Here is a 26,989-nt window from a genome sequence, read left to right on the forward strand (position 1 = left end):
GTACGTCGGCGGAGCCGGAGCCGAGCGTTGCCGCAGCGAGGCCGCACACCACAGCTGCTGAGAAACCTCAGTGTGGGAGTGGCTGCCTCCATTGAGGTTTCGCTTCCCGCCCGGTGCTGGTCCCTGCCGCCGCCTCCGCCGCGAGAGGCAACCGAGCCGCCGCTCGGCCTTGAATCGTTTCGTTCCCGATGATCGCTGCCATTGCCGGGCGGCGGGCGGCGGCCTTTCCGGGCGGTCCCGGGCCTTCCGGCTACACGATCGTGGCGATCCGTTTCCGCAGGTCGAAGCCGCTCCCGTGCTGCGCGGGCATCGGTATTCGCGCTGCCCGTTCCTGCTGTCAATGCTGCCCTTGCGTAGCCAACTGAGACGTAGATCTCCACCGTTGGGGTGAAATCTGCTCGGTCGGGCAGCTTAGGCTCTTACGGCGCGTTACTTATTGAGAAACATTCACTTCGGTCCGGACAGGTTCGCGACCGGGTAACGAAGGAGGCGCCGTCGTGGAAACCGAACCGCAGGTCGTCCGCGCGACGATCATCTTCGGGCTGCGCACGTTCGGGTCCGTCCCGCTGCCGGTGCGCGCCGATCTGGAATACGACCCGGCGGATCCGTTCGCGGTGTCGGTCGGCTACCACGCCGGCGGCGGTGTCGTGCGCTGGCTGTTCGGGCGGGATTTGCTCGCCGACGGCCTGCTCGCCCCGGCGGGCGACGGCGACGTCCAGGTGCGCCCCGCCGCGGACGACAGCCGGGTGCTGGTGGAGCTGAACGCGCCCGACGGTTCCGCGGTGCTGGAGGCGGCGGCGAACGAACTCGCCGACTTCCTCGACCGCACCTACGACGAGGTCCCGGTCGGCTCCGAAGACCGTTGCTTCGACTTCGACGAGGAACTAGCGAAGCTCGCCCTGCGCGATTGACCGTCCATAGTGGACGTCGGGTGGCTCCCGGGCAGGAGAGTCGACCTGCTGCGGGAGCGGGCGGGGTTCGGTCGCACCGCGAACGCCTGGCGCGTCGAGGATTCGGCCTCGCGCGCGGATCGCCTCGTCGGCCAGTTCCGGCCCGGCGAAGTCGCACCGCCGGAACCGCCGCCCACGGCGCGAACGGCGAACCGGGGCTCGGGTTCGAGCATCCCCCGGCCAGGTGCCCGAGCATGAACGGCCGATGAACGAATCCCCGCCGTCGCCCAGAAACCGGCAGCCCGCCAACAAGACTCCGCCGCAGCGCAACCCGTGACCGCGCCGCCGGAACAAGCCCCACGAACAGGCGGACTCAGCCGCCGCGTGAGTGAACCTCATGGTCATCCGGGTTGACCGCACCGGCAGAACGCGTACGGTCTCCAGTGTTGGCTGTTGTCCGGAACCATACTGCGGTCAGCGCCCCAAGCAGGTCTCTGCGGAAGGAGCGCAAGCCCATGACTCTTCATCTTCCCGGCGTCACCGCGCCGGTGGAATTGACAGTTCGCGCGGCGAGGCAGGCGGACGCGATCCACCTCGCCCCGGTCGGGGACCTCGACGCGGCTACCGCGCACGTTTTCGAATCGGCTCTCGCGCCGTTGACCGGGCCGGTGGTGGTCGACCTGTCCGGTGTCGCGTTTCTGAGCTGTGCGGGCGTTCGCGCCCTGCTCGACGCGCATGAGCGGATCGCCCAGTTCACTGTCGTGGCCGGGCAGGGGCACGCCGTGCGGCGGTGTCTTTCGGTGACCGGTGCGGACGAGATTCTGTGTGTCCGCGAGGCGGTCGCTGCCTGATCGAGCGAGTTTCACGGCTGCCGCGCACGGGTAGGCCGCCGACATGACGATCGAGACGAACCGCGTTCCGCAGCTCGAACTCAACAACGGCGTCCGGATCCCGCAGTTCGGCCTGGGCGTCTTCCAGATCCCGCCGGAGGAAACGGCCGCGGCGGTGCGCGAAGCGCTGGAGGCCGGATACCGGCACCTCGACACCGCGCAGATGTACCGCAACGAAGAAGGCGTCGGCGCGGGCATCCGCGATTCGGGCGTACCGCGTGAAGAAATCTTCGTCACCACCAAGCTGGCGAACGACGCGCAGGGCCACGACAACGCGATCAACGCGATGGAGGGCAGCCTGCAGCGGCTCGAATTGGACTACGTCGACCTCTACCTGATCCACTGGCCCCTGCCGAAGCAGGACAAGTACGTCGCCACCTGGCACGGTTTCGAGGAACTGCAGCGCGCGGGCAAGGCCCGCGCGATCGGGGTGTCCAACTTCCAGATCCCGCATCTGGAACGCCTGGCCGCCGAATCGGCGACGGTGCCCGCGGTCAACCAGATCGAGCTGCATCCCGCGTTGCAGCAACCGGAATTGCGCGCTTACCACGAGGCGCACGGCATCGTGACCGAGGCGTGGAGCCCGCTGGCCCAGGGCGAGGTTCTCGAAGACCCGCTGCTGGCCGAACTCGCCGAGAAACACGGCAAGACCCCGGCGCAGATCGTGCTGCGCTGGCACGTGCAGCTCGGCAACGTCGTGTTCCCGAAGTCGTCGTCTCCGAAGCGGATGCGGGAGAACATCGACATCTTCGACTTCTCCCTCAGCGACAGCGACCTCGACGTCCTCAGCGGCCTCGACGAGGGCCGCCGGACCGGCTTCGACCCGGACACCTTCGAAGGCTGAACCAGATCGCCCAGTCGCCCGTTGTCTCCGGTGAGAAGGGAGGCAGCGTGCGACTGTCCTGTTTCGTGGTGCCCGGCGACGTCGACGACCGCAGCGTGCCCAGCGGCGGCAACACTTACGACCGCCGCATGGCCGAGCACCTGCCGGCCGCACTGCGGCCGGCAGCCGGCACCTGGCCGGACCCGGACGAGGGCGCGAAAAGCCGGCTCGACCAGGTTCTCGGCGAGCTCCCCGATGGTGCGAAAGTGCTGCTCGACGGCCTGGTCGCCTGCGGAGTGCCAGACGTACTGGCCCCGCACGCGGACCGGCTCGGCCTGGTCGTCCTCGTGCACCTCCCGCTGGCTGACGAGACCGGCCTCGACCCGCAGCGCGCGGCTGACCTCGACGCCCGCGAACGGAAGACGCTCCAGCTGGCGGACCAGGTCGTCGTCACCAGCCCGGCCGCCGCACGCGCCGTCGAGCAGCGGCACGGCCTCGCCACCGTCCGCATCGCACCGCCCGGGACCGATCCGGCGCCGCGGGCCGCCGGGACCGACGGGGTGTCCCAGCTGATCTGTGTCGCCGCGGTGACGCCGCGCAAGGGACAGGACATCCTCCTGAACGCACTGTCCGAAGTAGACGGACTGAAGGTGGACCTGGTCGGCTCCCGCACTCGAAACCCGGCCTACGCCGGCAGCTTGACCCACCCGCGTGCCCGCTTCACCGGCCCGCTCGGCGGAGCTGACCTGGAAGCCGCCTACCACCGAGCCGACCTGCTGGTCCTGCCCTCGCACGCCGAGACGTACGGCATGGTCGTCACCGAGGCGCTCGCTCGCGGCATTCCGGTGCTCGCCTCGGACGTCGGCGGCGTGCCCGGCGCTCTCGGCCGTGCGCCGGACGGCGAGCGGCCCGGCCTCCTCGTCCCGCCCGGCGACGAAGCAGCCTTGGCAACAGCGCTCCGAAGCTGGCGTGACAGTCCTGAGCTGCGGAAACGACTCCGTGCTGCGGCTGTCGGGCGAGCGCGCACACTGGAGGGATGGGCCGACGCGGCGGCCCGGTTGAGCGGAATCTTGGCGGTGGGTTGATGCGGTGGCTGCGACTGCTGGCCGGGGCCGCGCTCATCGCCGCGCTGTGGTGGCGGCTCGGCACCGGCGCGTTCGCCGGCGGCCTGCGCGCGCTGGGCCCGGGACCGATCGCGACAGCCCTGGTCATCGGCGTCGTGACCACGCTCGCGAGCGCCGCGCGCTGGCGGCTGGTCGCCGCTCGGCTCGGCCTGCGCCTGCCGTTCCGTGAAGCTGTCGGCGACTACTACGGCGCGCAATTCCTCAACGGCGTCCTCCCCGCCGGCGTGCTCGGCGACGTCCACCGAGCAGTCCAGCACGGCCGACGATCCGGCGACGTCGGCCGCGGCGTTCGAGCGGTCGTGCTCGAACGCGCCGCCGGTCAGACCGTGGTGGTGGTCGCCGGGCTGGCCGTAGTGGTCTTCCGGCCGGAGCTGCTGCCGCGGCAGGTGCTGATCTGCCTGGGGATCGTGATCGTGGCGCTGGCCGTGGTCGCGGTGGCGATGCGGCAACGGCTCAGGCACGTCTGGGCGGCCGACATCCGGACCGGCGTGCTCGAAGCGTGGCCCGGCGTCACTGGCTGGTCCCTGCTGGCGGTGGCCGGGCATCTGACGTTGTTCGTGGTCGCCGCCCGCGCGGCTGGCGCGACCGCGCCGTTGAGCGCCCTGCTGCCGCTGCTGGTGCTCGCGTTGCTGGCGATGGGGATGCCGCTGAACGTCGGCGGATTCGGCCCGCGCGAGGGCGCCGCGGCGGTTTCGTTCGCCGCTGCCGGACTGGGCGCGGAGCAGGGCGTGACGGTCGCGGTCGGCTACGGCGTGCTCGGTCTGGTCTCGACGCTGCCCGGCGGGGCGGTTCTCGCGCTCCGCCGGATGATCCGGCGGCCGGGCCCGGACGGCAGGCCGGTATCGTCCGGCCGGTGGCGGCGGCTTTTCGGGGGATTCGGCGACGGTGGCTCGCGGCGCTGGCCGTCGTCCCCGTTCTGGCCGCGTCGGCCTGCGCTTCTTCGGTCGCGGCGATCAGCAAGGCAGGCGACGTCGTGCACACCGCGGCCGGCGCCGTCCGCGGCAGCGTCGCTCCCGATCACCGGGTATTCCAAGGCATCCCGTACGCGGCCGCACCCGTCGGCGAGCGGCGCTGGCAGCCGCCCGCCCCGGTCGAGCCCTGGCCGGGGGAGCGCGACGCCACGAAACCAGGGCCCCGCTGTCCGCAGGCCGCCGACGGAGCCTTGACCAGCGAAGACTGTCTTTACCTGAATGTCTGGACGCCGCCGGTCGGCGAGACCGGACGGCCGGTCCTGGTGTGGCTGCACGGCGGCGCGTTCCTGAGCGGCGGCGGCGACCGCTACGGCGCCGCCCGGCTGGTCGACCGCGGCGACACGGTGGTCGTCACGCTCAACTACCGGCTCGGCGCGCTCGGCTTCCTCGCCGACCCGTCGCTGGGCCCGGAACCGGGCAACTACGGCTTCCTCGACCAGCAGCAGGCGCTGCTCTGGGTGCGCGACAACATCGCGTCCTTCGGCGGCGACCCGGACCAGGTGACGATCGCGGGGGAGTCCGCGGGCGGGATGTCGGTGTGCGACCACCTCGTCGCCCCCGGCTCGCGCGGGCTGTTCCGCGCCGCGATCATCCAAAGTGGACCGTGCCAGGCGCAGGCGACGCTGTCGGCCGCCGAACACAAGAGCGTCGAGTACGCAGCCGCGCGCGGCTGCACCGACCGCCGGACCGCCGCGGAATGCTTGCGGGCGTTGCCGGTCAAAAAACTCCTGACCGCTCCGGCGTACGGCTCGATCGCGGGCATCGAGATGCCGGGCCCGGTCACCGGCGGTTCGGTGCTGCCCGGCAAGGTTCCCGCGACCCCGGTGCCGGTCATGCTGGGCACGACGCACGACGAGTTCACGTATTTCCTCGCCGAGCAGGCCGCGGCCGGTCGCGAAGTCACGCGGCACGGCTACCCGCAAGCGCTTGCGAACGTCTTCCCCCACGCCGACGCGGTCGCGCGCGAATACCCGGTGGACGCGTTCAGCGGCAACGCTTCCCTTGCTTACGCGGCGGCTGTCACGGACTGGGCGTTCGCCTGCCCGGCCGCGAAGCTGGGCAGTTCGCTCCCGTCCGTGTCGAGGTACGAGTTCAACGACCCGACCTCCCCGGCGGCGGCCGCGCTGCGGGCGCCGTTCCCGCTCGGGGCCACGCACACCGCGGAACTGCCCTACCTGTTCGATTTCGCCGAGCAGCCAACGACATTCACCCCGGCGCAGCAGCGGCTCGCCGACCGGATGGCGGACGACTGGACGGCGTTCGTCCGCGGCGGCCCCACCGGGCAGGCGGTCGCGTACCGGCCGGGCGGCGCGCAGCCGTTGACCGGATTCGCCCAAGATCACCACTGCGGGTTCTGGGCTTCTCTACGCTGACCGGATGACCGTGCGCGCCGAAGATCTTGACGAAGCCATCGCCTGCGTATCCGCCGCCCTCGAGCCCGTCACGGGCGGCGACTGGACGCGTCCGGCGGGCGATCTCGAGTGGGATTGCCGTTACACCGCGGAACACCTCGGCGACACGCTCCTGTCCTACGCCGCGCAGGTCGTGAGCCGCCCGGCCGACCGCTACGTGCGCTTCCTCGCCAAAACCGACGCCGACGCGTCCCCGGCCGAACTGCTCGAATTCGCCCTCACCGGCGGGCGTTTGCTCGCCGCCGCGGTCCGGAGCAGCCGCCCCGGCGAACGCGCCTACCACCCGACCGGCCGTTCGGATCCCGCCGGTTTCGCCGCGATGGGCTGCGTGGAACTGCTGCTGCACGGCGACGACATCGCGCAGGGCCTGGGCGCCGCCATCGACCCGCCGCGCGACACCTGCGCCCGCGTCGTCGCGCGGCTTTTCCCCGAGCAGGAGCCGATTCCCGACGCTTGGGACGCGCTGCGCTGGTGCGCCGGGCGGATCGACCTGCCCGGACGGCCCCGGCGGACCGGCTGGAAGTGGCGGGGCAGCCCGCTCGAGGACGGCTCGATTCCCGAGGAGTGAACACACCTGCCCGCGGGGTGGTCACATCCGGTAGTCTTGACCACCAGGTCGAGAGGCGCTGCAACGGACCGGTGGTCCGCCACGCTCGGCCGGTACCACCATCCAAGGGCGCCTCCGTGGACTCATGCGGAGGTGGCGATGACCCAGAACCTGCGGAACCTGCTCGACCAGCGCGTCGTCGTGCTCGACGGGGCCTGGGGCACGATGCTGCAGGGGGCCGGTCTCGCTCCCGAGGACTACCGGGCGGACTGGCTCGAGGGCCACGAGAAGGACGTCACCGGCGACCCGGACCTGCTGAATCTCACGCGGCCGGACGTCGTGCTCGACGTGCACCGCCAGTACCTCGCCGCGGGCGCGGACATCACCACCACCAACACGTTCACCGCCACCAGCATCGGCCAGGCCGACTACGGCCTCCAGGACCGCGTGCGCGAGATGAACCTGCGCGCCGCCGAACTCGCGCGCCAGGCCGCGGACGAGTTCGGCGACCGGTACGTGGCCGGGTCGATCGGCCCGCTCAACGTCACGCTGTCGCTGTCGCCGCGCGTCGAGGACCCGGCGTTCCGCGCGGTCACCTACGAAGAGGTCAAAGCCTCGTACGCCGAGCAGATCAAGGCGCTCGCCGACGGCGGCGTCGACCTGCTGCTGATCGAGACGATCTTCGACACCCTCAACTGCAAGGCCGCGATCACCGCGGCCCGCGAGGTCGCGCCGCACCTTCCGCTGTGGATTTCGGTGACCATCGTCGACCTGTCCGGGCGCACCCTGTCCGGCCAGACCGTCGAGGCGTTCTGGACCTCCGTCGCGCACGCGCGCCCGATGGTCGTCGGCGTCAACTGCTCGCTCGGCGCCGCCGAAATGCGCCCGCACGTGGAGGAACTGGCGAAACTCGCCGACACCTACACCGCCTGCCACCCGAACGCGGGCCTGCCCAACGCGTTCGGCGGCTACGACCAGACGCCCGAGGAGACCGGCGGCATGCTCGGCGAGTTCGCCGGGGCCGGGATGGTCAACATCGTGGGCGGCTGCTGCGGCACCTCGCCCGCGCACATCGCCAAGATCGCCGAGGCCGTCAAGGGCCTCCCGCCGCGGCCGGTGCCCGCACCCGAGGCGAGCACGCGGTTCTCCGGCCTCGAACCGTTCAAGATCGGCGCGGACACCGGGTTCGTGATGATCGGCGAGCGCACCAACGTCACCGGCTCGGCGAAGTTCCGCCGGCTCATCGAGGCGGGCGACCACCAGGCTGCGGTGGACGTCGCGCTGGAGCAGGTCCGCGGCGGCGCGAACCTGCTGGACGTCAACTTCGACGCCGACCTGCTCGAATCCGAGCAGGAGATGACGACCTTCCTCAACCTGATCGCCACCGAGCCCGAGGTCGCGCGCATCCCGGTGATGATCGACAGTTCGCGCTGGAGCGTGCTGGAGGCCGGGCTCCGCTGCGTGCAGGGCAAGGGCGTGGTCAACTCGATCAGCCTCAAGGAGGGCGAGGGCCCGTTCCTGGAGCAGGCCCGGCGCATCCACGACTACGGCGCCGGCGTCGTGGTGATGGCCTTCGACGAGAAGGGCCAGGCCGACACGGTCGAGCGCAAGGTCGAAATCTGTTCCCGCGCCTACGATCTGCTCACCCGCGAGGCCGGTTTCGCGGGCGAGGACATCATTTTCGACCCGAACGTGCTCGCCGTCGCCACCGGCATCAGCGAGCACAACGGGTACGCGAAGGCGTTCATCGAGGCGCTGCCGCTGATCAAGCAACGCTGTCCGGGCGCGCACACCTCCGGCGGCATCTCGAACCTGTCGTTCTCCTTCCGCGGCAACAACGTCGTGCGCGAGGCGATGCACTCGGCGTTCCTGTTCCACGCCGTGCGCGCCGGGCTCGACATGGGCATCGTCAACGCCGGCCAGCTCGCGGTCTACGAGGACATCCCGAAGGACCTGCTGGAGCTGGTCGAGGACGTCCTGTTCGACCGCCGCGCGGACGCCACCGACCGGCTCGTGGAGTTCGCCGAGACGGTCAAGGGCAGCGGCACCAAGCGCGTCGTCGACCTGTCCTGGCGGGAAAACCCGGTGGCGGAACGGCTTTCGCACGCGCTGGTGCACGGCATCGTGGACTTCATCGAGGACGACACCGAGGAGGCCCGGCAGGAGTTCGACCGGCCGCTCGAGGTCATCGAGGGCCCGCTGATGGACGGCATGAAGATCGTCGGCGACCTGTTCGGCTCGGGGAAGATGTTCCTGCCGCAGGTCGTGAAGAGCGCGCGGGTGATGAAGCGTTCGGTGGCCTACCTCGAGCCGTACATGGAGGCGGAGAAGGCCAAAATGCAGGCCGAGGGCCGCTTCGAGACCACCCGCGGCCAGGGCAAGGTCGTGCTCGCCACGGTGAAGGGCGACGTGCACGACATCGGCAAGAACATCGTCGGCGTCGTGCTGGGCTGCAACAACTACGAGGTGATCGACCTCGGCGTGATGGTGCCCGCGGCGCAGATCCTCGACACCGCGGTGGCCGAGCACGCGGACGTCGTCGGGCTGTCCGGGCTGATCACGCCGTCGCTGGACGAGATGGTGTCGGTCGCGCAGGAAATGCAGCGGCGCGGGCTCAAACTGCCGCTGCTGATCGGCGGCGCGACCACGTCGAAGCAGCACACCGCGGTCAAGATCGCCCCGGCGTACGACCACACGACGGTGCACGTGCTCGACGCGTCGCGGGTGGTCGGCGTGGTGTCCGACCTGCTCGACACCGACCGCGCGGACGCGCTGGACACTGCCAACCGCGCGGAGCAGCAGCGGCTGCGCGTCCAGCACGAGAACCGGCACGCGACGCCGATGCTCACCGTCGAACAGGCCCGGGCGAACGCCGAGAAGGTGTCGTTCGACGAGATCCCGACGCCGGAGTTCACCGGGGTGCGGGTGGTCGAGCCGTCGATTCCCGAACTGCGCGAGATGATCGACTGGCAGTTCCTGTTCCTGGCCTGGGAACTCAAGGGCAAGTACCCGGCGATCCTCGACCAGCCGGTCGCGCGCGAGCTGTTCGACGACGCGAACCAGCTGCTGGACGAGATCATCGAGAACGGCTCGTTCACCGCGCGCGGCGCGTACGCGTTCTGGCCCGCGCACTCCGAGGGCGACGACATCCTGCTCGACGGCGAGTACTCGGACTGGAAGTTCCCGATGCTGCGCCAGCAGACGCAGAAGCCGGACGGCCGCGCGAACCGGTGCCTCGCCGACTACATCGCCCCCGCCGGGTTCGGCGACCACCTGGGCGGATTCGCCGTCGGGATCCACGGCGCGGAAGACCTCGCCGCCCGCTACGAGGCCGAACACGACGACTACCGGGCGATCATGGTGAAGGCGCTGGCCGACCGGCTCGCCGAGGCGTTCGCCGAGTACCTGCACCTGGAGGCCCGCCGCCGCTGGTTCGAGCCGGACGTCCAGCCGGACCTGGCGGACCTGCACGCCGAACGCTTCCGCGGCATCCGCCCGGCGCTCGGCTACCCGGCGAGCCCGGACCACAGCGAGAAGAAGGACCTGTTCACGCTGCTGGGCGCCGAGGAACTGGGGATCGGGCTGACCGAGTCGTACGCGATGACCCCGGCCGCCGCGGTGAGCGGGCTGATCTTCGCGCATCCGGAATCGCGGTACTTCACGGTCGGCCGCCTCGGCCGCGACCAGATGGAGGACTACGCGGCCCGGCGCGGCGAGGAACTGTCCGAAGTGGAGCGTTGGCTGCGGCCCAATCTGGCTTACTGAGCCGGTTCTCGTGCGACGCCGGGACAACGAAAGCGGCGGCCGGCTGGATGGCGGCTGGGGGAACCGGTTCAGGACAGCAGTTCGGCGAGCCGCTCGGTGTCGCGCAGGTACTGCTCGTACGGGAAACCCGACTTCAGCAACGCCTCGCGCAGTTCGTCCCGGAGCGGTTTCCCGGTGTCGTGGAAGGCTCTCCGGCCCGCGTCGGTGAGCGTGACCAGCCGTCGTCGCGCGTGGTCGGGGTCCTGGCGCACCTGGACGAACCCGGCTGTTTCCAGCGGGCGCAGCGCGCGGCTGATCGCCGGGTCGGACACCGACATCGCCTGCGCGAGCTGATGCTGTGTCGCGGGTTCGATGTCTTCCACTGTGCCCAGCAGGCGGAGCTGGCTGTAGGTCAGCCCGGCTGAATCGTCCGCGCGTTTCCGCGCGGCTTCGCCCAGCAGGAACACCACTCGATGAAGCGCTTCGGCAAGTCCGTCGTCCACGGGAGCGAGCCTACCAGGAGTGTTGACGGGTTAATATTAACTATGCAAGACTCATCGGCATGGAGATCCCTTACGCCGCTCAGACCCTGTTCCCCCTCATCTGGCCGCTGATCGCGGTCGCCGGTGCGCTGATCCGCACCCAGGAGAGCCCTTCGCCGCAGGCCAGGCTCGAAATCTGGCAGCGGTGGTGGGCGGTCGCCGCGCTCGGCTGCGGCAGCCTGTGGATGGTCTTCGCCTTCCTCGGCGCGCCGGGCGTGATGGCCGACGTGATCGGCTTCACCCGCTCGCCGTTCCAGTTCGAGATCGCGTTCGCCAACCTCGGGCTCGCGGTGATGGGCTTCCGCGCCGCCTCGGCGTCGGCCACCGCCCGTGAGCGCATCACTGTCGGACTCGGCGCCGGGATGTTCCTGTGGGGCGCGCTGATCGGCCACGTGTGCCAGTGGTTCGCCAACGGCGACCACGCGCCGGGCAACACCGGCGGCGTCCTGGTCTGCGACCTGCTGTTCCCGGCGGTGCTGATCGTCCTCGCTGTTCGTTCGAAGCGGCTGGCCGCGGCTGTCGAGGAGCCCGCGCTTGTCTAGCCGACCTGCACGTCCTGGCCGCTGGGTTTAGTTTCGACGCCGTGGCGAGACTCAGTGTGGTCCGATTCGGACTCGTCGCCGGGCTGGTCGTGCTCGCGGCCGGGGCGGCAGTGCTCAGCGCGGCTTCGCCGTGGTGGTGGTTCCTGGCGGCGCCGCTGCTGGTGCTCGCGGCGACTGGGGTGTACGACGTGACTCAGCGGCGGCATTCGGTACTGCGGAACTACCCGGTGCTCGGACATCTGCGGTTCTTGCTCGAAAGCCTCCGGCCGGAAATGCAGCAGTACTTTGTGGAACGCAACTTCGACGGCCGTCCGTACGACCGGGACATCAGGTCCATTGTCTACCAGCGGGCCAAAGGCACGGCCGCGGAAGAACCATTCGGCACCGAGCGCGACGTGTACGCCGAGGGATACGAATTCCTCGTCCCGTCACTCGCGCCGGTGCCGGTTCCGGACCACGCGCCGCGAGTCCGGGTCGGCGGGCCGGACTGTGCGAAGCCGTACGAGATGGCGTTGCTGAACGTTTCGGCGATGAGCTTTGGGTCCTTGTCCAGCAACGCGATCCTCGCGCTGAACCACGGTGCCGCTCGCGGCGGGTTCGCGCACGACACCGGCGAGGGCGGGCTCTCGGAATACCACTTACGGGGCGGCGGCGACCTGATCTGGGAAATCGGCACCGGCTACTTCGGCTGCCGAACCCCGGAGGGGGATTTCGATCCTTCGACCTTCGCCGGCAAAGCCGCGCACGACGCGGTGAAATGCGTTTCGCTGAAACTTTCGCAAGGTGCCAAGCCCGGGATGGGCGGAGTGCTGCCGGGCACGAAGGTGAACGCGGAAATCGCCCGGGTGCGCGAGGTTCCCAGGGGAGAAACGGTGGTTTCGCCGCCGTATCACCGAGTGTTCTCGACTCCCCGCGAACTGGTTCGGTTCATCGCCCGGATGCGCGAGCTGGCCGGCGGGAAGCCGACCGGATTCAAACTGTGCGTCGGTTCGCGGGTGCAGGTGCTGGCGGTGTGCAAGGCGATGCTGGCCGAAGGGGTCACACCGGACTTCATCGTGGTCGACGGCGCGGAAGGCGGCACCGGCGCCGCCCCGCTGGAGTTCGCGGATCACCTTGGCACGCCGCTCACCGAGGGTTTGCACACTGTCCACAACGCACTCGTCGGGACCGGGCTGCGGGACCGGATCCGGCTCGGGGCGAGCGGGAAAGTCGCGACCGGCGCGGACGTGGTGAAGCGGCTGATCCAGGGCGCGGACTACACGAACGCCGCGCGGGCGATGATGTTCGCGGTGGGATGCATCCAGTCGCAGCGGTGCCACACGAACAAGTGCCCGGTCGGGGTGGCGACGCAGGATCCGCGCCGGGGCCGGGCGCTGGACGTGGGGGACAAGACCGAGCGGGTGCGCCGGTATCAGGAGGCGACAATCGCTTCGGCGATGCGCATCATGGCGGCGATGGGGGTCTCGGACCCGGCGGAGTTGTCGCCGCGGTTGCTGCGCCGCCGGGTGGACGCGCGGACGGTGCTGTCGTACGCGGAGTGGTACGACTGGCTGGAGCCCGGTCAGTTGCTGGCGGAGCCGCCTCGCGAGTGGGCGGAGGAATGGGCGGCGGCTGATCCGGATCGGTTCGCTTGAACGGGTGCTTCGCTTCGGCGGCTGTCCGTGAAGGGCCCCTTGGCGGAATCTGATTCCCTCAAGGAGTCCTTCACGGACCTCGGCATCGGGCGGCGAGTTCCGTAGCGCCGCGGTCTGACGTGCCGTTCTCCGCGACTGGCCCTCGCTGGACCCGCCGATGGCGGAGCGGGCGCGCGGCCGGGCGGAGGGCGCGCGGTGCCGCCGTCCGGTGGTCCACTGGCGATTCGCCGTCCGATCGGGCACGATCGGTGATCGTGGCTTCGGGAGACGGGCAGGACGCGGGCGACCTCGAGGTGTCCGTCCGGTGGCGGGGACCGGCCGCGGTGGTGACCGTGGGCGGCGAGATCGATCTGGTCACCGCGCCGGAACTGGGCGAGTTCGTGGGCGGGGTGCTCGAACGCGAGCCCGGCGTGCTGGTGGTCGACCTGCGCGCGGTCGATTTCCTCAGCTCGTCCGGGCTGCAGGTGCTGGCGGGCGCGCATCGCAAGCTCGACGCGGGCGCGCTGCGGGTCGTGAGCACCTCCTCGATCACCTCGCGGCCGTTCACGACCACCGGCCTCGACGAGTGGATCGCGCTGTTCCCCTCGGTCGACCAGGCGCTGGCCGGGGTCGCCGGAGCGGGCGGCTGACGATGGACGTGCAGGAGGACACCCGCGCACTGAGCTGTCACGGGATCGTGGCGGAGCCGGGGGCGCTGCGCGCGCTGCGGCACCGGCTGCTGGCTTGGGCGCTGGAGTCCGGCATCCCGGACGATCGCGCGCACGACATCGTGCTGGCCGGGTACGAGGCGCTGGCGAACGTCGCGGATCACGCGTACCCGGGGGAACCGGGGCTGGTGGACCTCGACGCGGTGTGCCGGCCGGACAGCGTCGAGGTCGTGATCGCCGACCACGGCGAGTGGCGTCCGCCGGACGAGGCCGAGGACGACCCGGTTTCGGTGCGCGGACGCGGATTGCTGCTGGTGCAGGCCACGGCGGACCGGGCGGACGTGCGGACCGGCGCGGACGGCACGGTGGTCACGCTGGGCTGGAAGCTCTGACGGGCTGAGGCGCGACAGTCCGGTTTGGAGTGCTGTCGGCGCCGGCGACGCAGCGGCTGGCTGCCGGGAAGTTCGGGTCAGCTCACCGGTTCGGCGGCGCGGCGGCGCAGCAGGTACCGCTGGACCTTCCCGCTCGGATTGCGCGGCAGGTCCGGGATGAACTCCACCCGCCGCGGGTATTTGTACGGCGCGGCAAGGGATTTCGCGAAGTCCTGCAGTTCCTTGACCTTCGCCTCGTCGCCGGGGACGCCCTCGTTGAGGACGACGTAAGCGGCGACGATCGAGCCGCGCGCGTCGTCCGGGGCGGCGACGACCGCGCATTCCAGCACATCCGGGTGGCGCAGCAGCACCTCTTCCACCTCGGGCCCGGCGATGTTGTAACCGGACGAGACGATCATGTCGTCGCTGCGGGCGCGATAGTGGAAGTAGCCGTCGGAGTCGCGGACGTAGGTGTCGCCGGTGAGGTTCCAGCCGTCCTCGACGAAGACGGTCTGCCGGTCGTCGGCGAGGTAGCGGCAGCCGGTCGGGCCTTGGACGGCCAGGCGGCCGGGGGTGCCGTCGGGGACCGGGTGGCCGTCGTCGTCGACGATCTGTGCGCGGTAGCCGGGGACGACGCGTCCGGTCGCGCCCGGGCGGGCGTCCTCGTCGGCGGCGGAGATGAAGACGTGCAGCATTTCGGTGCTGCCGATGCCGTCGATGAGCCAGTGGCCGGTGGCCTCGTGGAAGTCGGTCGCGACGGATGCGGGCAGCGCTTCGCCCGCGGACACCGCGCGGCGCAAGCCGGACAGCAACCGGCGGCGGTCGGACGCCAGGATCGCGCGGTACGCGGTGGGCGCGGTGAACAGGACGGTCACGTGATGCTCGGCCACGAGGTCGGCGAGTTCGGCCGGGGTGGCGCGTTCGATGAGCAGCGTCGCGGCGCCGGCGTGCAGCGGGAAGACCAGCAGGCCGCCGAGGCCGAACGTGAACGCCAGCGGGGGAGTGCCGCAGAACAGATCGGTTTCCTGGGGTTTGACCAGGTGCCGGGAGAACGTGTCGGCGATGGCGAGGAGGTCGCGGTGGAAGTGCATGGTCGCCTTGGGGCGGCCGGTGGTGCCGGAGGTGAAGGCGAGGAGAGCGACGTCGTCCGCGGCGGTGTCGACGTCCTCGAAAGTCTCGGGACGGGCAGCGCAGCGGACGGCGAGGTCGTCCGGACTGTCGCCGCCGTAGGGCACGAGGGGGAGGTCGAAAGACTGCAGTTCCTCGGGATACCGGTGGTCGCAGAGGGCGATGACGGGCGTGCTCGCCTCGATGATCTTCGACAGCTCGTGCGCCCGCAGCATCGGCATGGTGGCGACGGCGACCGCGCCCGCCTTCAGCACGCCCAGCCAGCACGCGGCGAGCCACGGGGTGTTCGGCCCGCGAAGCAGCACGCGGTTCCCGGGCACGACGCCCTGCGCGGTGAGCTCGTGGGCGATCTGGTTGGCGCGGGTCAGCAGGTCGCCGTAGGACCAGGATTCGGTCGGCGAGAGCAGCGCGGGACGGTCGGTTCCCCAGCGCGCGATCGTGTCGTCGAGCAGGCGAGTGGCCGCGTTGAGCCGGTCGGGGTAGCGCAGTTCGGGGAGGTCGAACCACAACCGCGGCCACTGCTCGAACGGCGGGAGGTGGTCCCGGCAGAACGTGTCGACATGCGCACTCGGCTGGAGCTGCACCACGTGCCCCCAATTCAGACGACGGCCATTCACGCGTCCAGCTACTGTAATACGTTTTACGATCGTCAGGAAGACGCAACATCGGACGGCGCTCGCGGGGGCACGGAGCGCAGCCGGGGAGGGGTTGCCGGGGCAGCCTGGAGGCTCCGAATACCGCTCCCGCAGTCGCGAAGCGAATCACTCGCTCGTCTGGTCTTGACGAATCGACGCGAACGGAACGGCTCACCACTGAGTAGGCTCGGGCGCTCGGTAGACCCAGCCTCGAGGGAGGGCGATGTCAGGGTCGCAGCTGGTGGTGACCATTGCCCTTGGGCTGCTCACCGTCACCGGAGCCTTTGCCGGTGCGCGGATGGGAGCCCGCGCGAACGACCGGGCCACGAAGCAGCGTGAAGACGCGGCGCGGCGCGAGGAGTGGTGGCGGCGCTTCACTTGGGCCGCGGAACTCGCGCTGGACGACTCGGTCCGGAAGCGAGCGGCCGGTCTCAAGCTGCTGGCGAAGCTGGGGAGATCCGGCCTGGCCACCCACGACGACAACCAGCTGCTTGACGTGTTCCACCACCACGCGCTCGATAGACTGATTCGTGATGTGGAAGGAGGCGAGGAGCTATGAGCCGACTGCACCATGTGACCGAAGAAGAGATCGCGGCGGCCCAGCTGCGCCTCGTCACGGACAGAAATCTCCGCCGGACCTCGCCTGCTGTCGTGACAGCTATAGCGCAGATGGTTGTTGGCGACGTCCTTGAGCTTCCCGGCGCGGACGACCGAACCGCAATACGGGCACCCGAGAGCGCGAGCAGCATTCCCAGTTCCGACAACCCGGCCGTAGCTGCGGAGGCGCAGCGGCTTCTGGATGTCATCTCGTCGGAGACCCACCAGGCAGGTCGCTTGGCGTCGCTGCTTGTGGAGGCACTGCAACCTTCGGAGGAGGCGAGACTGGCGCTGGCCCAGCAAAGGATCCAGTCGGAATCCGGGACTTCAGGCAATGTCGCGCAGAAGATCGCCGATTGGGAGGCGTTGCTTGCCGACATGGTGCGTGTTCTAGGCCCTGACGACCCAAGGACATTGCAGGCTCGCGCGTCGCTGGCAAGAATGCTCCGTGCTCGTGCTGACGAGGTGCGCCCCGCTGGGGGAACGCATCGCGCTGAAGAGATTCCTGGGAATGCAGACCCAAAGGTCAGTTAGTCGCCCCGCGATCACTCGCCGGTTCGCGGCGGCGAGGTTTCCCTCGCAGCGCGCGCACAACGCCGCTCAGGCGTGAGCGTCCAGATATGCCGGGTCCGGCGGAGGAATCGGCACATCCGGCTGCCCCGCCAGCAACTGGTTCATCGCGGCGAAGTACGGCGGCGCGGCGACCGTTCCGCCGAACGCTCCGTGGCCGCAGTCGCCCAGGTGGACGGGGGTGCCGGGGCAGATTTCCTGCGGGTGGGGGCCGTCGGCGAAGACCATGGAGGACACGGCGTAGTGGTCGACTCCGCCGACGAACGCGACGGATTCGCTTTGCTGCGTGGTCCCGGTCTTCCCGATGTCCGGGTGGGTCCAGCCCGCCGACTGGGCCGCGCGGGCGGACGTGCCGATCGTGGTGTCCTGGCTCAAGCCCGCTTCCAGCGTGTTCGCGACGCCGGGCGGGATCACCTGTTCGCAGGCCTGCTGGTGCAGTGCGACCGGCTGGCCGTGGCGGTCGGTGACGGACAGGATCGGGTCGGGCGGGCACCACATCCCGCCGCTCATCAGGGTGGCCGAGACGTTCGCCATCTCCAGCGGGCTCACCGGGCTGTTGCCCAGCGTGAAGGACAGCAGGTTCTGGAAGTACTGCGACTGCGGTTCGTTGTACTGCGGGTTCTTCGACCGCGGGTCGGACGGGTCGGTGATCGGCTTGCTGCCCGCGTCGTTGGTCGCCATGGTGTTGCGCAGGCCCAGTTTCCGCGCCATGTCCAGCACCGCGGGCATGCCCACTTGCGCCTCAAGGCCGACGAACGCGACGTTCGGCGACGTCGCCAGCCCGGCGGCCAGCGAGATCGGGTTCGGGTAGCTCGTGCCGTCGTTGCTCACCGGATAGCAGTGCGTGTACCGGTTCATGTTGGGCGGGTTGAAGCAATCGCTGAACGGGTTCGGCAGCGGCGTGTTCAGGCCGGCCTTCCCGGCGACCATCGCCGCGGCCGAGGTGAAGATCTTGAACGACGAGCCCGCGCCGAACTTGTTGCTCGCGTCGGCCACGATGTTCGTGGACGTCTCGCCCTGGTCGGGATCGGTGCCGTAGTTGCGGTTCGAGACCATCGCGAGCACCTGGTGCCCGTCGCCGCCGGGCTGCACGACCGCGAACGTGTTGGCGACGCCGTCCTGCGTGGTCGGCACGTTCGCGTTCACCGCGTCCTTCGTCACCTGGCTCACGTGCGGGTCCATGGTGGTCTTCACGGTGTATCCGCCGGTGTCGATCTGGTCGGCGGTGAGGCCGGACTGCACCAGGTAGCGCACCGCGTACGCGCAGAAGAACCCGGCGTCGGGAGCCGCGCCGAGGCACGTGCTCGACGGTGCTTGCGGCCGCGGTCCGCTGAGGCCCAGCGGGGTCGCCTTCGCGGTCGCCCCGTAGGACGCCGGGATCGAGCGCGCGGACACCATCGAATCGATCACCAGATTGCGCCGTTGGAGCGCCTTGTCCGGATGCGTGTACGGGTTGTAGATGTTGGGGTTGTTCACCATTCCGGCGAGCAGTGCGGCCTGCGGCACGGTCAGTTTGTCCGCGGTCGTCCCGAAATACGCCTGTGCGGCGGCGCCGACCCCGTACACCGTGCCGGTGTATTCGACCACGTTCAGGTAGTCGGCGAGGATGTCGTCCTTGGACACGGTCTGGCTCAGCTGCACGGCCATCTTCGCCTCGCGCAGCTTGCGCGCCAGCGAATCCTCCTGATCCCGTTGCTGCGCTGCCTTGTCGTTGCGGTCCACGACGTTCACGAGGTAGTTCTTCACGTATTGCTGGGTGAGCGTGGACGCGCCTTGCAGGTTCCCGCCGGAACTGTTGTGCACCGCGGCGCGCAGCATGCCCTGCGGGTCGACGCCGCCCTCGCTGTAGAACCGGCGGTCTTCGATGTCGACGATCGCGGCTTTCATCGCCGGGGAGATCTGCGCCGCGGTGACCGGAATGCGGTACTGCGAGTACAAAGTCGCGATCGTTCCGCCGAACCGGTCGGTCACCGTGGTGACGAGCGGCGGCTCCGCGTGCACCAGATCGGCGGAGATGGCGTCGACCGAATCGCTGACCTGGTTGGACAGCACGCCCGCGCCGATCGCGACCGGGGCGAGCGTGCCCGCGACGAGAATCCCGGCCAGCACGCACAATCCGAGGAACGGGGCTATCCCCCTGCGACGAGACACGGTTCCCAACCTATGCCTGTGCCGGTGAGAAACCGGTGTGCGGACGAGGGTGTTTCATCGAGCCAACCTTCCCAGCAGAGCCGAAGCGACCGCGATCGCCAGCGCGGTCGCACCCACTAAGACGCCGAAGTCGGCCCACAGGTTCTCCGGGGTGCCGATCAATAATCCCCGCAAGGCATCGACTTGATAACTGAGCGGGTTCGCATGGCTCAGCGCCTTGAGCCAGGACGGCATCAGATTCACCGGATAGAGCGCGTTGGACCCGAAAAACAGCGGCATGGTGATCGCCTGGCCGATGCCCATCAGCCGTTCGCGGGAAAGCACCAAACCGGCGATAACGATGGAAAGACAGCAGAAAAAGGCCGAACCGAGCACAACGGCCACCGCGGCGCCCAGCAGCCGCAACGGGTTCCCGGTCAGGCCCACGCCGAGCAGCGCGGCGAGGATCACCACGATGAACGCCTGCACGAGGGCGCGTACCCCGGCTGCGAAAGCCTTGCCCGCCACCAGCGCGGCGCGCGGGGTGGGCGTGACGAGCAGCTTCGCGAGGACGCCCGCGTCGCGCTCCCAGATGATCTGGATGCCGTAGAAGATGGAGATGAACAACGCGGACTGGGCCAGAATGCCGGGCGCGAGATAATCGAGGTAGGGCACCGAACCGGTGGGGATCGCGCGCAGCCGGGTGAACGTTTCGCCGAAGATGAGCAGCCACAGCGCGGGCTGGATCGCCCGGGTGAGCAGTTCGGTCTGGTCCCGGCGGAGTTTCTGCAGTTCCACCAGGCACATCGCGCCGATCCGGGAGAACAGCACGCGCAACTGCCCCAGCGGGCCGGGGTCAGCCGAGACGGCGGGCGGTGCGGCGAGCGGCACGGACATCGCGGATCCCTCCTGCGTCGAGCGCGTTCCCGGTGACGGTCCGGAACACGTCGTCCAATGTGGACTCCGGGCCGAGCCCGGCTTCGAGGTCGGCCGGGGTGCCGAGCGCGCGGATCTTGCCGGTGTGCATCAGCGCGACGCGGTCGCAGTACTGCTCGGCCTCGTCCATGTAATGGGTCGTGACGAGCACGGTCATCCCGGTTTTGGCGCGGATCCCGGAAATCCGCTCCCAGACCGCCGAACGCGCCACCGGGTCGAGGCCGATGGTCGGCTCGTCGAGGATCAGCAGCCGCGGCGAGCTGACCAGCGCCTGCGCCAGTTCCAGCCGGCGGATCATGCCGCCGGAGTAGCGGCCCGCCGGGCGGTCCGCGTCGTTCTCCAGTCCGACCAGTCCCAGCGCCTCGCGCACCTGGGCGGCGCGCTGGGCTCGCGGTACGTCGAAGAGCCGGGCGAACAGCGACACGTTCTCGCGGCCGGTGAGCGCGCCGTCGGCGGAAAGCTGTTGGGGGACATAGCCGATCAGCCTGCGGACGGCCATCCGGCGGCGGGCGACGTCGAGCCCGAAGACGGCGATGCGGTCCGGCGCGACCGGCAGAAGCGTCGTGATCATCCGGATCGTGGTGGTTTTCCCGGCTCCGTTCGGGCCGAGCAGACCGAAGACCTCGCCGGGCTCGATGGCGAGATCCACGCCGTCGACCGCGACGGTGTCGCCGAAGGAGTGCCGCACATTGGTGCAGCGGATCGCCGGTTCGCTCATGCCGTGTCCTCCTTGAGCACTTCGGTGAGCCGTTCGAGGGCGGGCAACGCGGCGACGATCGCCGAAGTGTCCTCATCGGACAGTCGAGTGAGCGCGGCGGAAACCAGCCCGATGCGGGTGCGCCGCCAGGCCGCCATCCGGTCCCGGGCCGCGTCGGTGAGCTGCAGCCGCGCGGCCCGGCGGTCGGCCGGATCGACCTCGCGCCGCAGCAGGCCCGCCTCGGTGAGCACGTTCACGAGCGTGCTCACCGAATTCCCGGCCAGGCTGAGTTCCCGGGCCGCCGCCGCGACGCCGATGCCCGGGTTCCGGTGCACGACGCGCAGCAGTTCCACCTGCGAACCCGGCAGGTGCGGTCCGGGCAGTTCGGCCCGCACCCGGCGGCGCACGACGCGGCGTACGCCCAGCACTGCGGCGAGAACGCGTTCGGCGAGATCGATCCGGGGTGACGGCATGCTTCGAAGTTAACTCTAACTCAGAGCTATTAGCAACGCTAAATGTCGCGTTCGCCGGAAGCCTGCTGAGTTATCCTCGGTGGAGAAGCAGTGCGATGCCGAGCGCGATCATGGTCGCGGCGATCACGCCGTCCAGGATCCGCCAGGCCGCGGGGCGCGCGAACACGTCGGACAGCCTTCGCGCGCCGAGCCCGAGCGTGCTGAACCAGACCGCGCTCGCGACTGCCGCGCCGATGCCGAACAGCCAGCGGCTGTCGCCGTGTCCGGCCGCGACGGAGCCGAGGAGGAGAACCGTGTCGAGATAGACGTGCGGGTTGAGCCAGGTCAGCGCGAGGCAGGTGAGGAGGACGCGCTTCGGCGAGGACAGGTCTGCGGGGGAGACGGTCAGCGTGCCCGGCCGGAAAGCGCGGCGCGCGGCGAGGATCCCGTACCCCACAAGGAAGAGCCCGCCGACGATCGCGATCGCCTCGACCGCCGACGGCCATCGCTGCAGCACCGCTCCGATCCCGCTCACCCCGGCGGCGATGAGGACCGCGTCGGACAGCGTGCAGACGAGGATCACCGGCCCGACGAGACCGCCGCGCAATCCTTGGCGGAGCACGAAAGCGTTCTGCGCGCCGATGGCGACGATGAGGGACATGCCGGTGCCGAACCCGGCGCTGAGTGCTGCGATCACCCCGCCGACGGTAGAAGCGGGCGCACGGATTATTCCAGGTAAAGATTCTGAACTAAGATAAGCGTTCGTGATGTCCGATCTTCCGCTCGACCAGGTCCGCACCTTGCTCGCGGTGGTGGACGAGCAGTCGTTCGACCGGGCCGCCGCGGTCCTGCACGTGACGCCGCCCGCGGTGAGCCAGCGGGTGAAGGCGCTTGAGCAGCGGATCGGCCGGGTGCTCGTGCTGCGCTCGAAACCCGTGCGGCTCACCGAATCCGGCGAGGTGCTGGTGCGGTTCGCGCGGCAGTTGACCCGGCTCGAATCCGACACCCGCGCGGAACTGGGCCTCGGCGGGCCCGGCCAGCCGACGACGCTGCCGATCGCGGTCAACGCGGACTCGCTGGCCACCTGGTTCCTGTCCGCGCTCGAGGAGGTCCCCGCCGAACCGCCGGTCTCGTTCGACCTGCGCAGCGACGACCAGGACCACACGGCCGCCCTGCTGCGCGAAGGATTGGTGATGGCCGCGATCACCGCGACGCCGCAGCCGGTGCAGGGCTGCACCGTCAGCCGCCTCGGCACGATGCGGTACCGGGCGGTGGCGTCGGCGGAGTTCGTGCGCCGCTGGCTGGACGGCGGCTCGCCCGCGGAGCGGCTGCCCGCCGCGCCGGTGGTGGTGTTCGACCGGAAAGACGATCTGCAGGACCAGTTCCTGCGCCGCCTGACCCGGCGCGAGCAGCCGAGCCGGGTCCGGCACTACATCCCGGCGTCGGTGTCCTTCGTGGACGCGGTGGAAGCCGGACTGGGCTGGGGGATGGTGCCGGAACTGCAGCTGTCCGGGAGAGAACTGGTGGATCTCGTGCCGGACCGGGCGGTGGACGTCGCGTTGTACTGGCAGCAGTGGAAGCTGGACTCGCCGTCGCTGGCCGCGGTGGCGGAGGCGGTGGCGAGGGCGGCCGGGCGCGCGTTGGGGCCGTAACAGTCTGGAGGCGCGATGCGTCTGTTTCACCGTGCCGAGGACAACGGGCAGCTGAACCGGGCATGCTGTGCGGTCTTCTCGAGGGAGGAACACTCCAGTGACGGAACCGGCCGGCGTCGAGGCCATCGACCAGCTGCGCGACGAATGGATGCTGAAGGAAGCGGAGGAACTGGGCCGGCAGGCGGTCCGGGACTTCCCGGATGATCCGGCGAGGTGGATCGCGCTGGGCCGGGTGCGGGTCGATCAGGTTCTCCAGGCAGAAGCGCTCGATGCTTTCGAACGCGCATCGAGGTGTTCCGATCCTGTTCCGGATGCCGCGGCGTGGCAGGTGGCGGTGCTGAGCAGGTGTCGGCGGTTCGAGGAGGCGGATGCCCGAGCGGTTGCCGGGCTCGCCCGGTGGCCGCAGAACGCGAAGATCCGCCTCGCGCACGCTCGAGTAGCCTGCGACCAGGAGCGGTGGGCCGCTGCGTTGCCGCGCTTGGACGAGGCACTGGCGATCGACCCGGACCAGTGCGACGTCGCGCAGTGGAAAGTGACGACGCTGAGAAACCTGCGGAGGCTCGGAGAAGCGGAAGAAACAGCGCGCCGGGCGATGGAACGGCACCCGGACGCCGCGGGTCTCCTGACGTCGATGGGCTGGGTGCGTTTCGACCAGATTCGGGACGAGGCGGCGCTGGACTGCTTCCGACAGGCGCTGAAAGCCGATCCGCGGCACGAATGGGCATTGCGGTCGAGAATCTCGCTGCTGCGGAGGCTGAGGCGGTTCGAGGAGGCCGAGGCGGCAGGGCGGGAGGCAATCGAGCTGCGCCCGCGAAGGTCGAGCCTGCTAGTGGCGATGGCTGAGCTGGCCAAAGACCGGAAGCTCTTCGAAGAGTCCTTGGGCTGGTACGAGCTGGCGCTGGAGAACGCGCCCCGGCACGCCGCCGCGCTGACGTCGCGGGTGACGGTGCTGCGCTTGCTGAAGAGACCCGTCGAAGCGGAGACGGCTGCACGCGAGGCGGTGTCGTTGCGTCCGGACGCTCCGGGACCGCTGGTCGCGCAAGGATGGCTGGCGGCTGCCCGCCATCGCGGCGAGGAAGCGCTGGACTGCTTCAGTCGGGCACTCGCGGTCGATCCGCGTCATGCGTGGGCGTTGCGTTCGAAGGTGACGCAACTCCTGACGTCGCGGCGGGTCGCGGAGGCTGAGGCCGCGGCCGAGGAGGCGATGGGCCGACGGCCCGACGACGCGTCCTGCCTGCGGAAGATGGGCGAGGTGAAGGAGGCCCAGCACAAGCTCGAAGAAGCACTCAGCTGGTACGACCGGGCGCTGGACACCAGCGCGCGAGACCTGTCCGCGTTTCTGTCACGAGCAGCGGTGCTGCAGCGGCTCCGGCGGTTCGAAGAGGCAGATTCGGCGGTGTGCGAGGCGATCGAACGGTGCCCGAACGAGCCGGACCTGTTTGTGCGGCGGGGCTGGGGCCACGCCGCTCGGTACCAGTACGAGTCAGCTCTGGACTGGTTTCAGCGGGCGCTGGACCTCGACCCGGGATGTGCTTGGGCCTGGCGGTCCCGAGCGGCGGTGCTACTCGAGTTGCGGCGGTACGAACGGGTCGAGACCGTCCTCAAGGAGGCGTTCGGTCACTGCCCCGGCGATCCGGGCCTCCTCCTCGCGCGAGGTGTGCTCGAAGACGCCCGCTTCCGGTACGCCGCCGCATTGGACTGGTTCGAGCGTGTGCTGGACGCCGATCCGGGAAGTGTCGCGGCGCTCGAGTGGCGGCTGGTCGCCCTGCGCAGGTTGAGGAGGTTCGAAGAAGCCGAAGCAGCGGCTGAAGAAGCGGTCGAACAGCACCCTCGCGATCCGGTCCTCCTGGCACAGCGGGGATGGGTACTGCACGACCAGTCCCGCTTCGACGCGGCGCTGCGGTGCTTCGAGCAGGCCGTGGACCTCGATCCGCTTGATGGCTGGGTGTCGAGGTCGCGGGCGTCGATGCTGCAACGCCTGAGGCGGACCGAGGAAGCAGAGGCCGTCCTTCGCGGGGTTCTCGATCGCGAGCCGGACGACGTGCCCGCCATGATCCAGATGGCTTGGTCCGCGAGGGGCCGGCTCGGTCTGGAAGCAGCACTGGAATGGTACGAGCGGGTCTTGACGGTCGACCCGTGCCATGCCCGGGCGCTGGAGTTGCGAGTGACTTGCCTGCGTCAATTGCGCAGGTTCGACGAGGCCCGCGCTGCCGCGGACGCAGCGACGGCGTTGCGGCCGGACGTGCCCAGCCTGGTGCTGGAGCGTGCCTTGCTTTTGATCGACGAAGATCGTTTCGAGGAGGCGCTGGAGAACGTCCGCCAGGCTCTCGAAGCCGATCCGCTCGACGCCACGGCGCTCGAAACCCGGGTGACCGTGCTTCGGAGGCTCAGTCGTTACGACGAAGCCGAAAAAGCGGCGCACGAAGCCATAGAACGGCGGCCGGACGAGGTGGACCTGCTGGTCGAGTTGGGGCTTCTGTACGACCACCAGTTGCGGTACGAGGAAAGTCTCCTTTGGTTCGACCGGGCGCTTCGGCTGGACGCGTTCGACGTCGGGGCGATCAACGGTCGATCGGCGGCCTTGCGTTCGCTGCGCCGGTTCGACGAGGCCGAACGATGCGTTTCCACGGCATTGAAGCGAATGCCCTGGAACCGGTCGCTGCGCGAGGAACTTGTCTGGGTTTATCACGACAGCCATCGGTTCGACGACGCTGATCAGGAGATCGCTCGGTTGCGAGCGGACAGCCGGAACCCTCGGGAAGAAGCTGAATCCGTGGCACAGGCGGGATGGGTCCGGTTCTCCTCGGGTGACTATCAAACCGCCGAAGAGCGGTTTCGTGCCGCGTGCGAGAAAGCGCCGAACAGCGTCGGACTTCGATTCGGCCTCGCCTGGTGTTTGGTTCGGCAAGCGACACAGCAGGGACGGGACGAGGCCGAGAAGCTGTGTTTCTCCGTGCTCGAACAATCGCCCCGACACCATTCCGCACACACTTGCCTGGGTGTCCTGAATTACCAACGGAGAAATTATGCACAGGCGGAGCAGCACTTCCGCCGCGCGGTCGAACTCGACCGTCACCACGCGAGCTACGTCGACCTAGGTGCGCTCTATTCGCAGCTGGGCCGGTTCGACGAGGCGGAAACCCACCTCAATGCGGCACTGGAACGCGATTGGTACGACGCGCAGGCTCACGTCGAACTCGGCTACCTCCATCTCCAGCGCGGTATCGACGACCCGACGGGCAAACCCAGTGCCAGTGCCGCGCGGCATTTTCGGCAGGCGCGGCAAATAGATCCGGCCAACGGGAGTGCGAGTCTCGGGCTCGCGGTAGCGCTCATGCGGTCGGCTGGCGACTTCGTCGAGGGCGAAGACGTCTTGCAGCAAGCGTTGCGCCGCAACGACTGTGACTTGCCGCGGTGGCAGTTGCTGATGGCGGTGGCCAAATTGCTCATCGAACGCGGCGACGCCACCCAGGGCAGGCAGTTTCACGCCGACGCGCTCGCTCGGGCGCAGGAAGCGATTTCCCTTGCCTCGAAAGAAGCAGAACCGTATTTTGTGGCCGCGGTCGCCCGGTACAAGCTGGCTGAGTCTGCCGGGGATTTCCCGGCGAAGCCCATGCAGCGGCGCAAGGCGATCCGCGACCTGCGTCGGTGCGTGAAGCTCGATCCGGGGAACGTCGAGGCGCGGCGCAGTCTCCAGATCATGGAGGAAAGCCTGCGGATCACCCGGAGCAGCACGGCGGGCAGCGTCGTGGTGGTGGTCGTCGGGATCGCCGCACTGATCGCGTTGTGGGCCGCGTTCTTCTTGTCCGACAAGATCACCGGCGTGATGCTGACGACGCTCACGCCGGTGCTTGTCGGGCTCATGGTCGTGGGGCTGGTGCTGCCGTTCCTGATCCGGTTGAAGCTTCCCGGCGGGGTCGAGGCCGACCTCAGTGCGAGCATCCGGCAGATCTCGTCCGGCCCGACTGGGGAGGAGACGTTCGGGCCGGGCCGGTTCAGCGTGGCCGCTGCGGCGGCGAGCCCCGGGCCGCAGGGACAGCTGGCCAGACTCTGAG

General features: G+C 69.5%; 22 protein-coding genes, 1 pseudogene and 1 riboswitch. Of the genes and pseudogenes, 16 read left to right on the forward strand and 7 right to left on the reverse strand.

The window, feature by feature from the left end:
• Positions 1 to 497 precede the first annotated feature (497 nt).
• From L3Q65_RS05315 to metH, 8 genes and pseudogenes are all read left to right on the forward strand, one after another.
• The gene (locus L3Q65_RS05315) at positions 498 to 911 is read left to right on the forward strand and encodes an SsgA family sporulation/cell division regulator (protein ID WP_037818751.1); all 414 of its coding nucleotides are present in this window, start codon (positions 498 to 500) and stop codon (positions 909 to 911) included.
• Between the two features lie 494 nt (positions 912 to 1,405).
• Positions 1,406 to 1,741, forward strand: coding sequence for an STAS domain-containing protein (locus L3Q65_RS05320; protein WP_182892081.1), 336 nt, complete (start codon positions 1,406 to 1,408; stop codon positions 1,739 to 1,741).
• Between the two features lie 43 nt (positions 1,742 to 1,784).
• Positions 1,785 to 2,624, forward strand: a complete 840-nt coding sequence (locus L3Q65_RS05325) for an aldo/keto reductase (protein WP_182892080.1) — start codon at positions 1,785 to 1,787, stop codon at positions 2,622 to 2,624.
• Between the two features lie 47 nt (positions 2,625 to 2,671).
• Positions 2,672 to 3,688 carry a glycosyltransferase family 4 protein gene (locus L3Q65_RS05330; protein WP_182892079.1) on the forward strand — a complete coding sequence of 339 codons (1,017 nt, stop codon included), beginning with the start codon at positions 2,672 to 2,674 and terminating at the stop codon, positions 3,686 to 3,688.
• Positions 3,688 to 4,497, forward strand: a pseudogene (locus L3Q65_RS05335) (lysylphosphatidylglycerol synthase domain-containing protein); the annotation flags it as partial. The gene L3Q65_RS05330 and the pseudogene L3Q65_RS05335, both read left to right, overlap by 1 nt.
• Before the next feature lie 83 nt (positions 4,498 to 4,580).
• Positions 4,581 to 6,071 carry a carboxylesterase family protein gene (locus L3Q65_RS05340; protein WP_182892078.1) on the forward strand — a complete coding sequence of 497 codons (1,491 nt, stop codon included), beginning with the start codon at positions 4,581 to 4,583 and terminating at the stop codon, positions 6,069 to 6,071.
• A 4-nt stretch (positions 6,072 to 6,075) separates the two neighbouring features.
• Positions 6,076 to 6,678 carry a maleylpyruvate isomerase N-terminal domain-containing protein gene (locus L3Q65_RS05345; protein ID WP_237598932.1) on the forward strand — a complete coding sequence of 201 codons (603 nt, stop codon included), beginning with the start codon at positions 6,076 to 6,078 and terminating at the stop codon, positions 6,676 to 6,678.
• A 44-nt stretch (positions 6,679 to 6,722) separates the two neighbouring features.
• A riboswitch (S-adenosyl-L-homocysteine riboswitch) is annotated at positions 6,723 to 6,799 on the forward strand.
• 17 nt (positions 6,800 to 6,816) lie between these two features.
• Positions 6,817 to 10,422, forward strand: coding sequence for a methionine synthase (metH, locus tag L3Q65_RS05350; RefSeq protein ID WP_237598933.1), 3,606 nt, complete (start codon positions 6,817 to 6,819; stop codon positions 10,420 to 10,422).
• A 68-nt stretch (positions 10,423 to 10,490) separates the two neighbouring features.
• On the opposite strand, the gene L3Q65_RS05355 is transcribed toward metH, so the two are convergent.
• Entirely contained in the window at positions 10,491 to 10,904 is a 414-nt protein-coding gene (locus L3Q65_RS05355; protein WP_182892075.1) for a MarR family winged helix-turn-helix transcriptional regulator, read from the reverse strand.
• 59 nt (positions 10,905 to 10,963) lie between these two features.
• Between L3Q65_RS05355 and L3Q65_RS05360 the strand changes: the two genes are divergently transcribed.
• The 4 genes from L3Q65_RS05360 (at position 10,964) to L3Q65_RS05375 (ending at position 14,158) form a co-directional block, all read left to right on the forward strand.
• Positions 10,964 to 11,485 (forward strand): DUF6790 family protein, encoded by a 522-nt coding sequence (locus L3Q65_RS05360; protein WP_237598934.1) that lies wholly within the window; start codon positions 10,964 to 10,966, stop codon positions 11,483 to 11,485.
• A gap of 41 nt (positions 11,486 to 11,526) precedes the next feature.
• Complete coding sequence (locus L3Q65_RS05365; RefSeq protein WP_304504548.1) at positions 11,527 to 13,119, forward strand: FMN-binding glutamate synthase family protein; 1,593 nt, start codon at positions 11,527 to 11,529, stop codon at positions 13,117 to 13,119.
• Between the two features lie 254 nt (positions 13,120 to 13,373).
• Complete coding sequence (locus tag L3Q65_RS05370) at positions 13,374 to 13,748, forward strand: STAS domain-containing protein (protein WP_067587041.1); 375 nt, start codon at positions 13,374 to 13,376, stop codon at positions 13,746 to 13,748.
• A 2-nt stretch (positions 13,749 to 13,750) separates the two neighbouring features.
• Positions 13,751 to 14,158 (forward strand): ATP-binding protein, encoded by a 408-nt coding sequence (locus L3Q65_RS05375; RefSeq protein WP_182892073.1) that lies wholly within the window; start codon positions 13,751 to 13,753, stop codon positions 14,156 to 14,158.
• A 77-nt stretch (positions 14,159 to 14,235) separates the two neighbouring features.
• Here the strand turns inward: L3Q65_RS05375 and L3Q65_RS05380 are convergent, their stop codons facing one another.
• Positions 14,236 to 15,849 carry an AMP-binding protein gene (locus L3Q65_RS05380; RefSeq protein WP_237600849.1) on the reverse strand — a complete coding sequence of 538 codons (1,614 nt, stop codon included), beginning with the start codon at positions 15,847 to 15,849 and terminating at the stop codon, positions 14,236 to 14,238.
• Positions 15,850 to 16,123: 274 nt separating this feature from the next.
• On the opposite strand from L3Q65_RS05380, the gene L3Q65_RS05385 reads away from it, so the two are divergent.
• Both L3Q65_RS05385 and L3Q65_RS05390 read left to right on the forward strand, forming a co-directional pair.
• Positions 16,124 to 16,459: a hypothetical protein gene (locus tag L3Q65_RS05385; RefSeq protein ID WP_182892072.1), complete on the forward strand. Its 336-nt coding sequence runs from the start codon at positions 16,124 to 16,126 to the stop codon at positions 16,457 to 16,459.
• Positions 16,456 to 17,031, forward strand: a complete 576-nt coding sequence (locus L3Q65_RS05390; protein ID WP_182892071.1) for a hypothetical protein — start codon at positions 16,456 to 16,458, stop codon at positions 17,029 to 17,031. Before L3Q65_RS05385 ends, L3Q65_RS05390 begins: the two co-directional genes overlap by 4 nt.
• 66 nt (positions 17,032 to 17,097) lie before the next feature.
• Here the strand turns inward: L3Q65_RS05390 and L3Q65_RS05395 are convergent, their stop codons facing one another.
• The 5 genes from L3Q65_RS05395 to L3Q65_RS05415 form a co-directional block, all read right to left on the reverse strand.
• Positions 17,098 to 19,227 (reverse strand): transglycosylase domain-containing protein, encoded by a 2,130-nt coding sequence (locus tag L3Q65_RS05395; protein WP_182892070.1) that lies wholly within the window; start codon positions 19,225 to 19,227, stop codon positions 17,098 to 17,100.
• A gap of 45 nt (positions 19,228 to 19,272) precedes the next feature.
• Entirely contained in the window at positions 19,273 to 20,094 is an 822-nt protein-coding gene (locus L3Q65_RS05400; protein ID WP_237598935.1) for an ABC transporter permease, read from the reverse strand.
• Positions 20,054 to 20,851 (reverse strand): ABC transporter ATP-binding protein, encoded by a 798-nt coding sequence (locus L3Q65_RS05405; RefSeq protein WP_182892068.1) that lies wholly within the window; start codon positions 20,849 to 20,851, stop codon positions 20,054 to 20,056. Before L3Q65_RS05405 ends, L3Q65_RS05400 begins: the two co-directional genes overlap by 41 nt.
• Positions 20,848 to 21,303, reverse strand: a complete 456-nt coding sequence (locus L3Q65_RS05410) for a MarR family winged helix-turn-helix transcriptional regulator (RefSeq protein WP_237598936.1) — start codon at positions 21,301 to 21,303, stop codon at positions 20,848 to 20,850. Before L3Q65_RS05410 ends, L3Q65_RS05405 begins: the two co-directional genes overlap by 4 nt.
• Positions 21,304 to 21,373: 70 nt before the next feature.
• The gene (locus L3Q65_RS05415; RefSeq protein WP_220507435.1) at positions 21,374 to 21,943 is read right to left on the reverse strand and encodes a LysE/ArgO family amino acid transporter; all 570 of its coding nucleotides are present in this window, start codon (positions 21,941 to 21,943) and stop codon (positions 21,374 to 21,376) included.
• 106 nt (positions 21,944 to 22,049) lie between these two features.
• On the opposite strand from L3Q65_RS05415, the gene L3Q65_RS05420 reads away from it, so the two are divergent.
• Positions 22,050 to 22,934 carry a LysR family transcriptional regulator ArgP gene (locus L3Q65_RS05420; protein ID WP_237598937.1) on the forward strand — a complete coding sequence of 295 codons (885 nt, stop codon included), beginning with the start codon at positions 22,050 to 22,052 and terminating at the stop codon, positions 22,932 to 22,934.
• Positions 22,935 to 23,031: 97 nt separating this feature from the next.
• Positions 23,032 to 26,988, forward strand: a complete 3,957-nt coding sequence (locus L3Q65_RS05425) for a tetratricopeptide repeat protein (protein WP_237598938.1) — start codon at positions 23,032 to 23,034, stop codon at positions 26,986 to 26,988.
• The last annotated feature ends 1 nt before the right edge of the window (position 26,989 follow it).

Source organism: Amycolatopsis sp. FU40, assembly GCF_021903635.1.
Classification (GTDB): Bacteria; Actinomycetota; Actinomycetes; order Mycobacteriales; family Pseudonocardiaceae; genus Amycolatopsis; species Amycolatopsis dendrobii.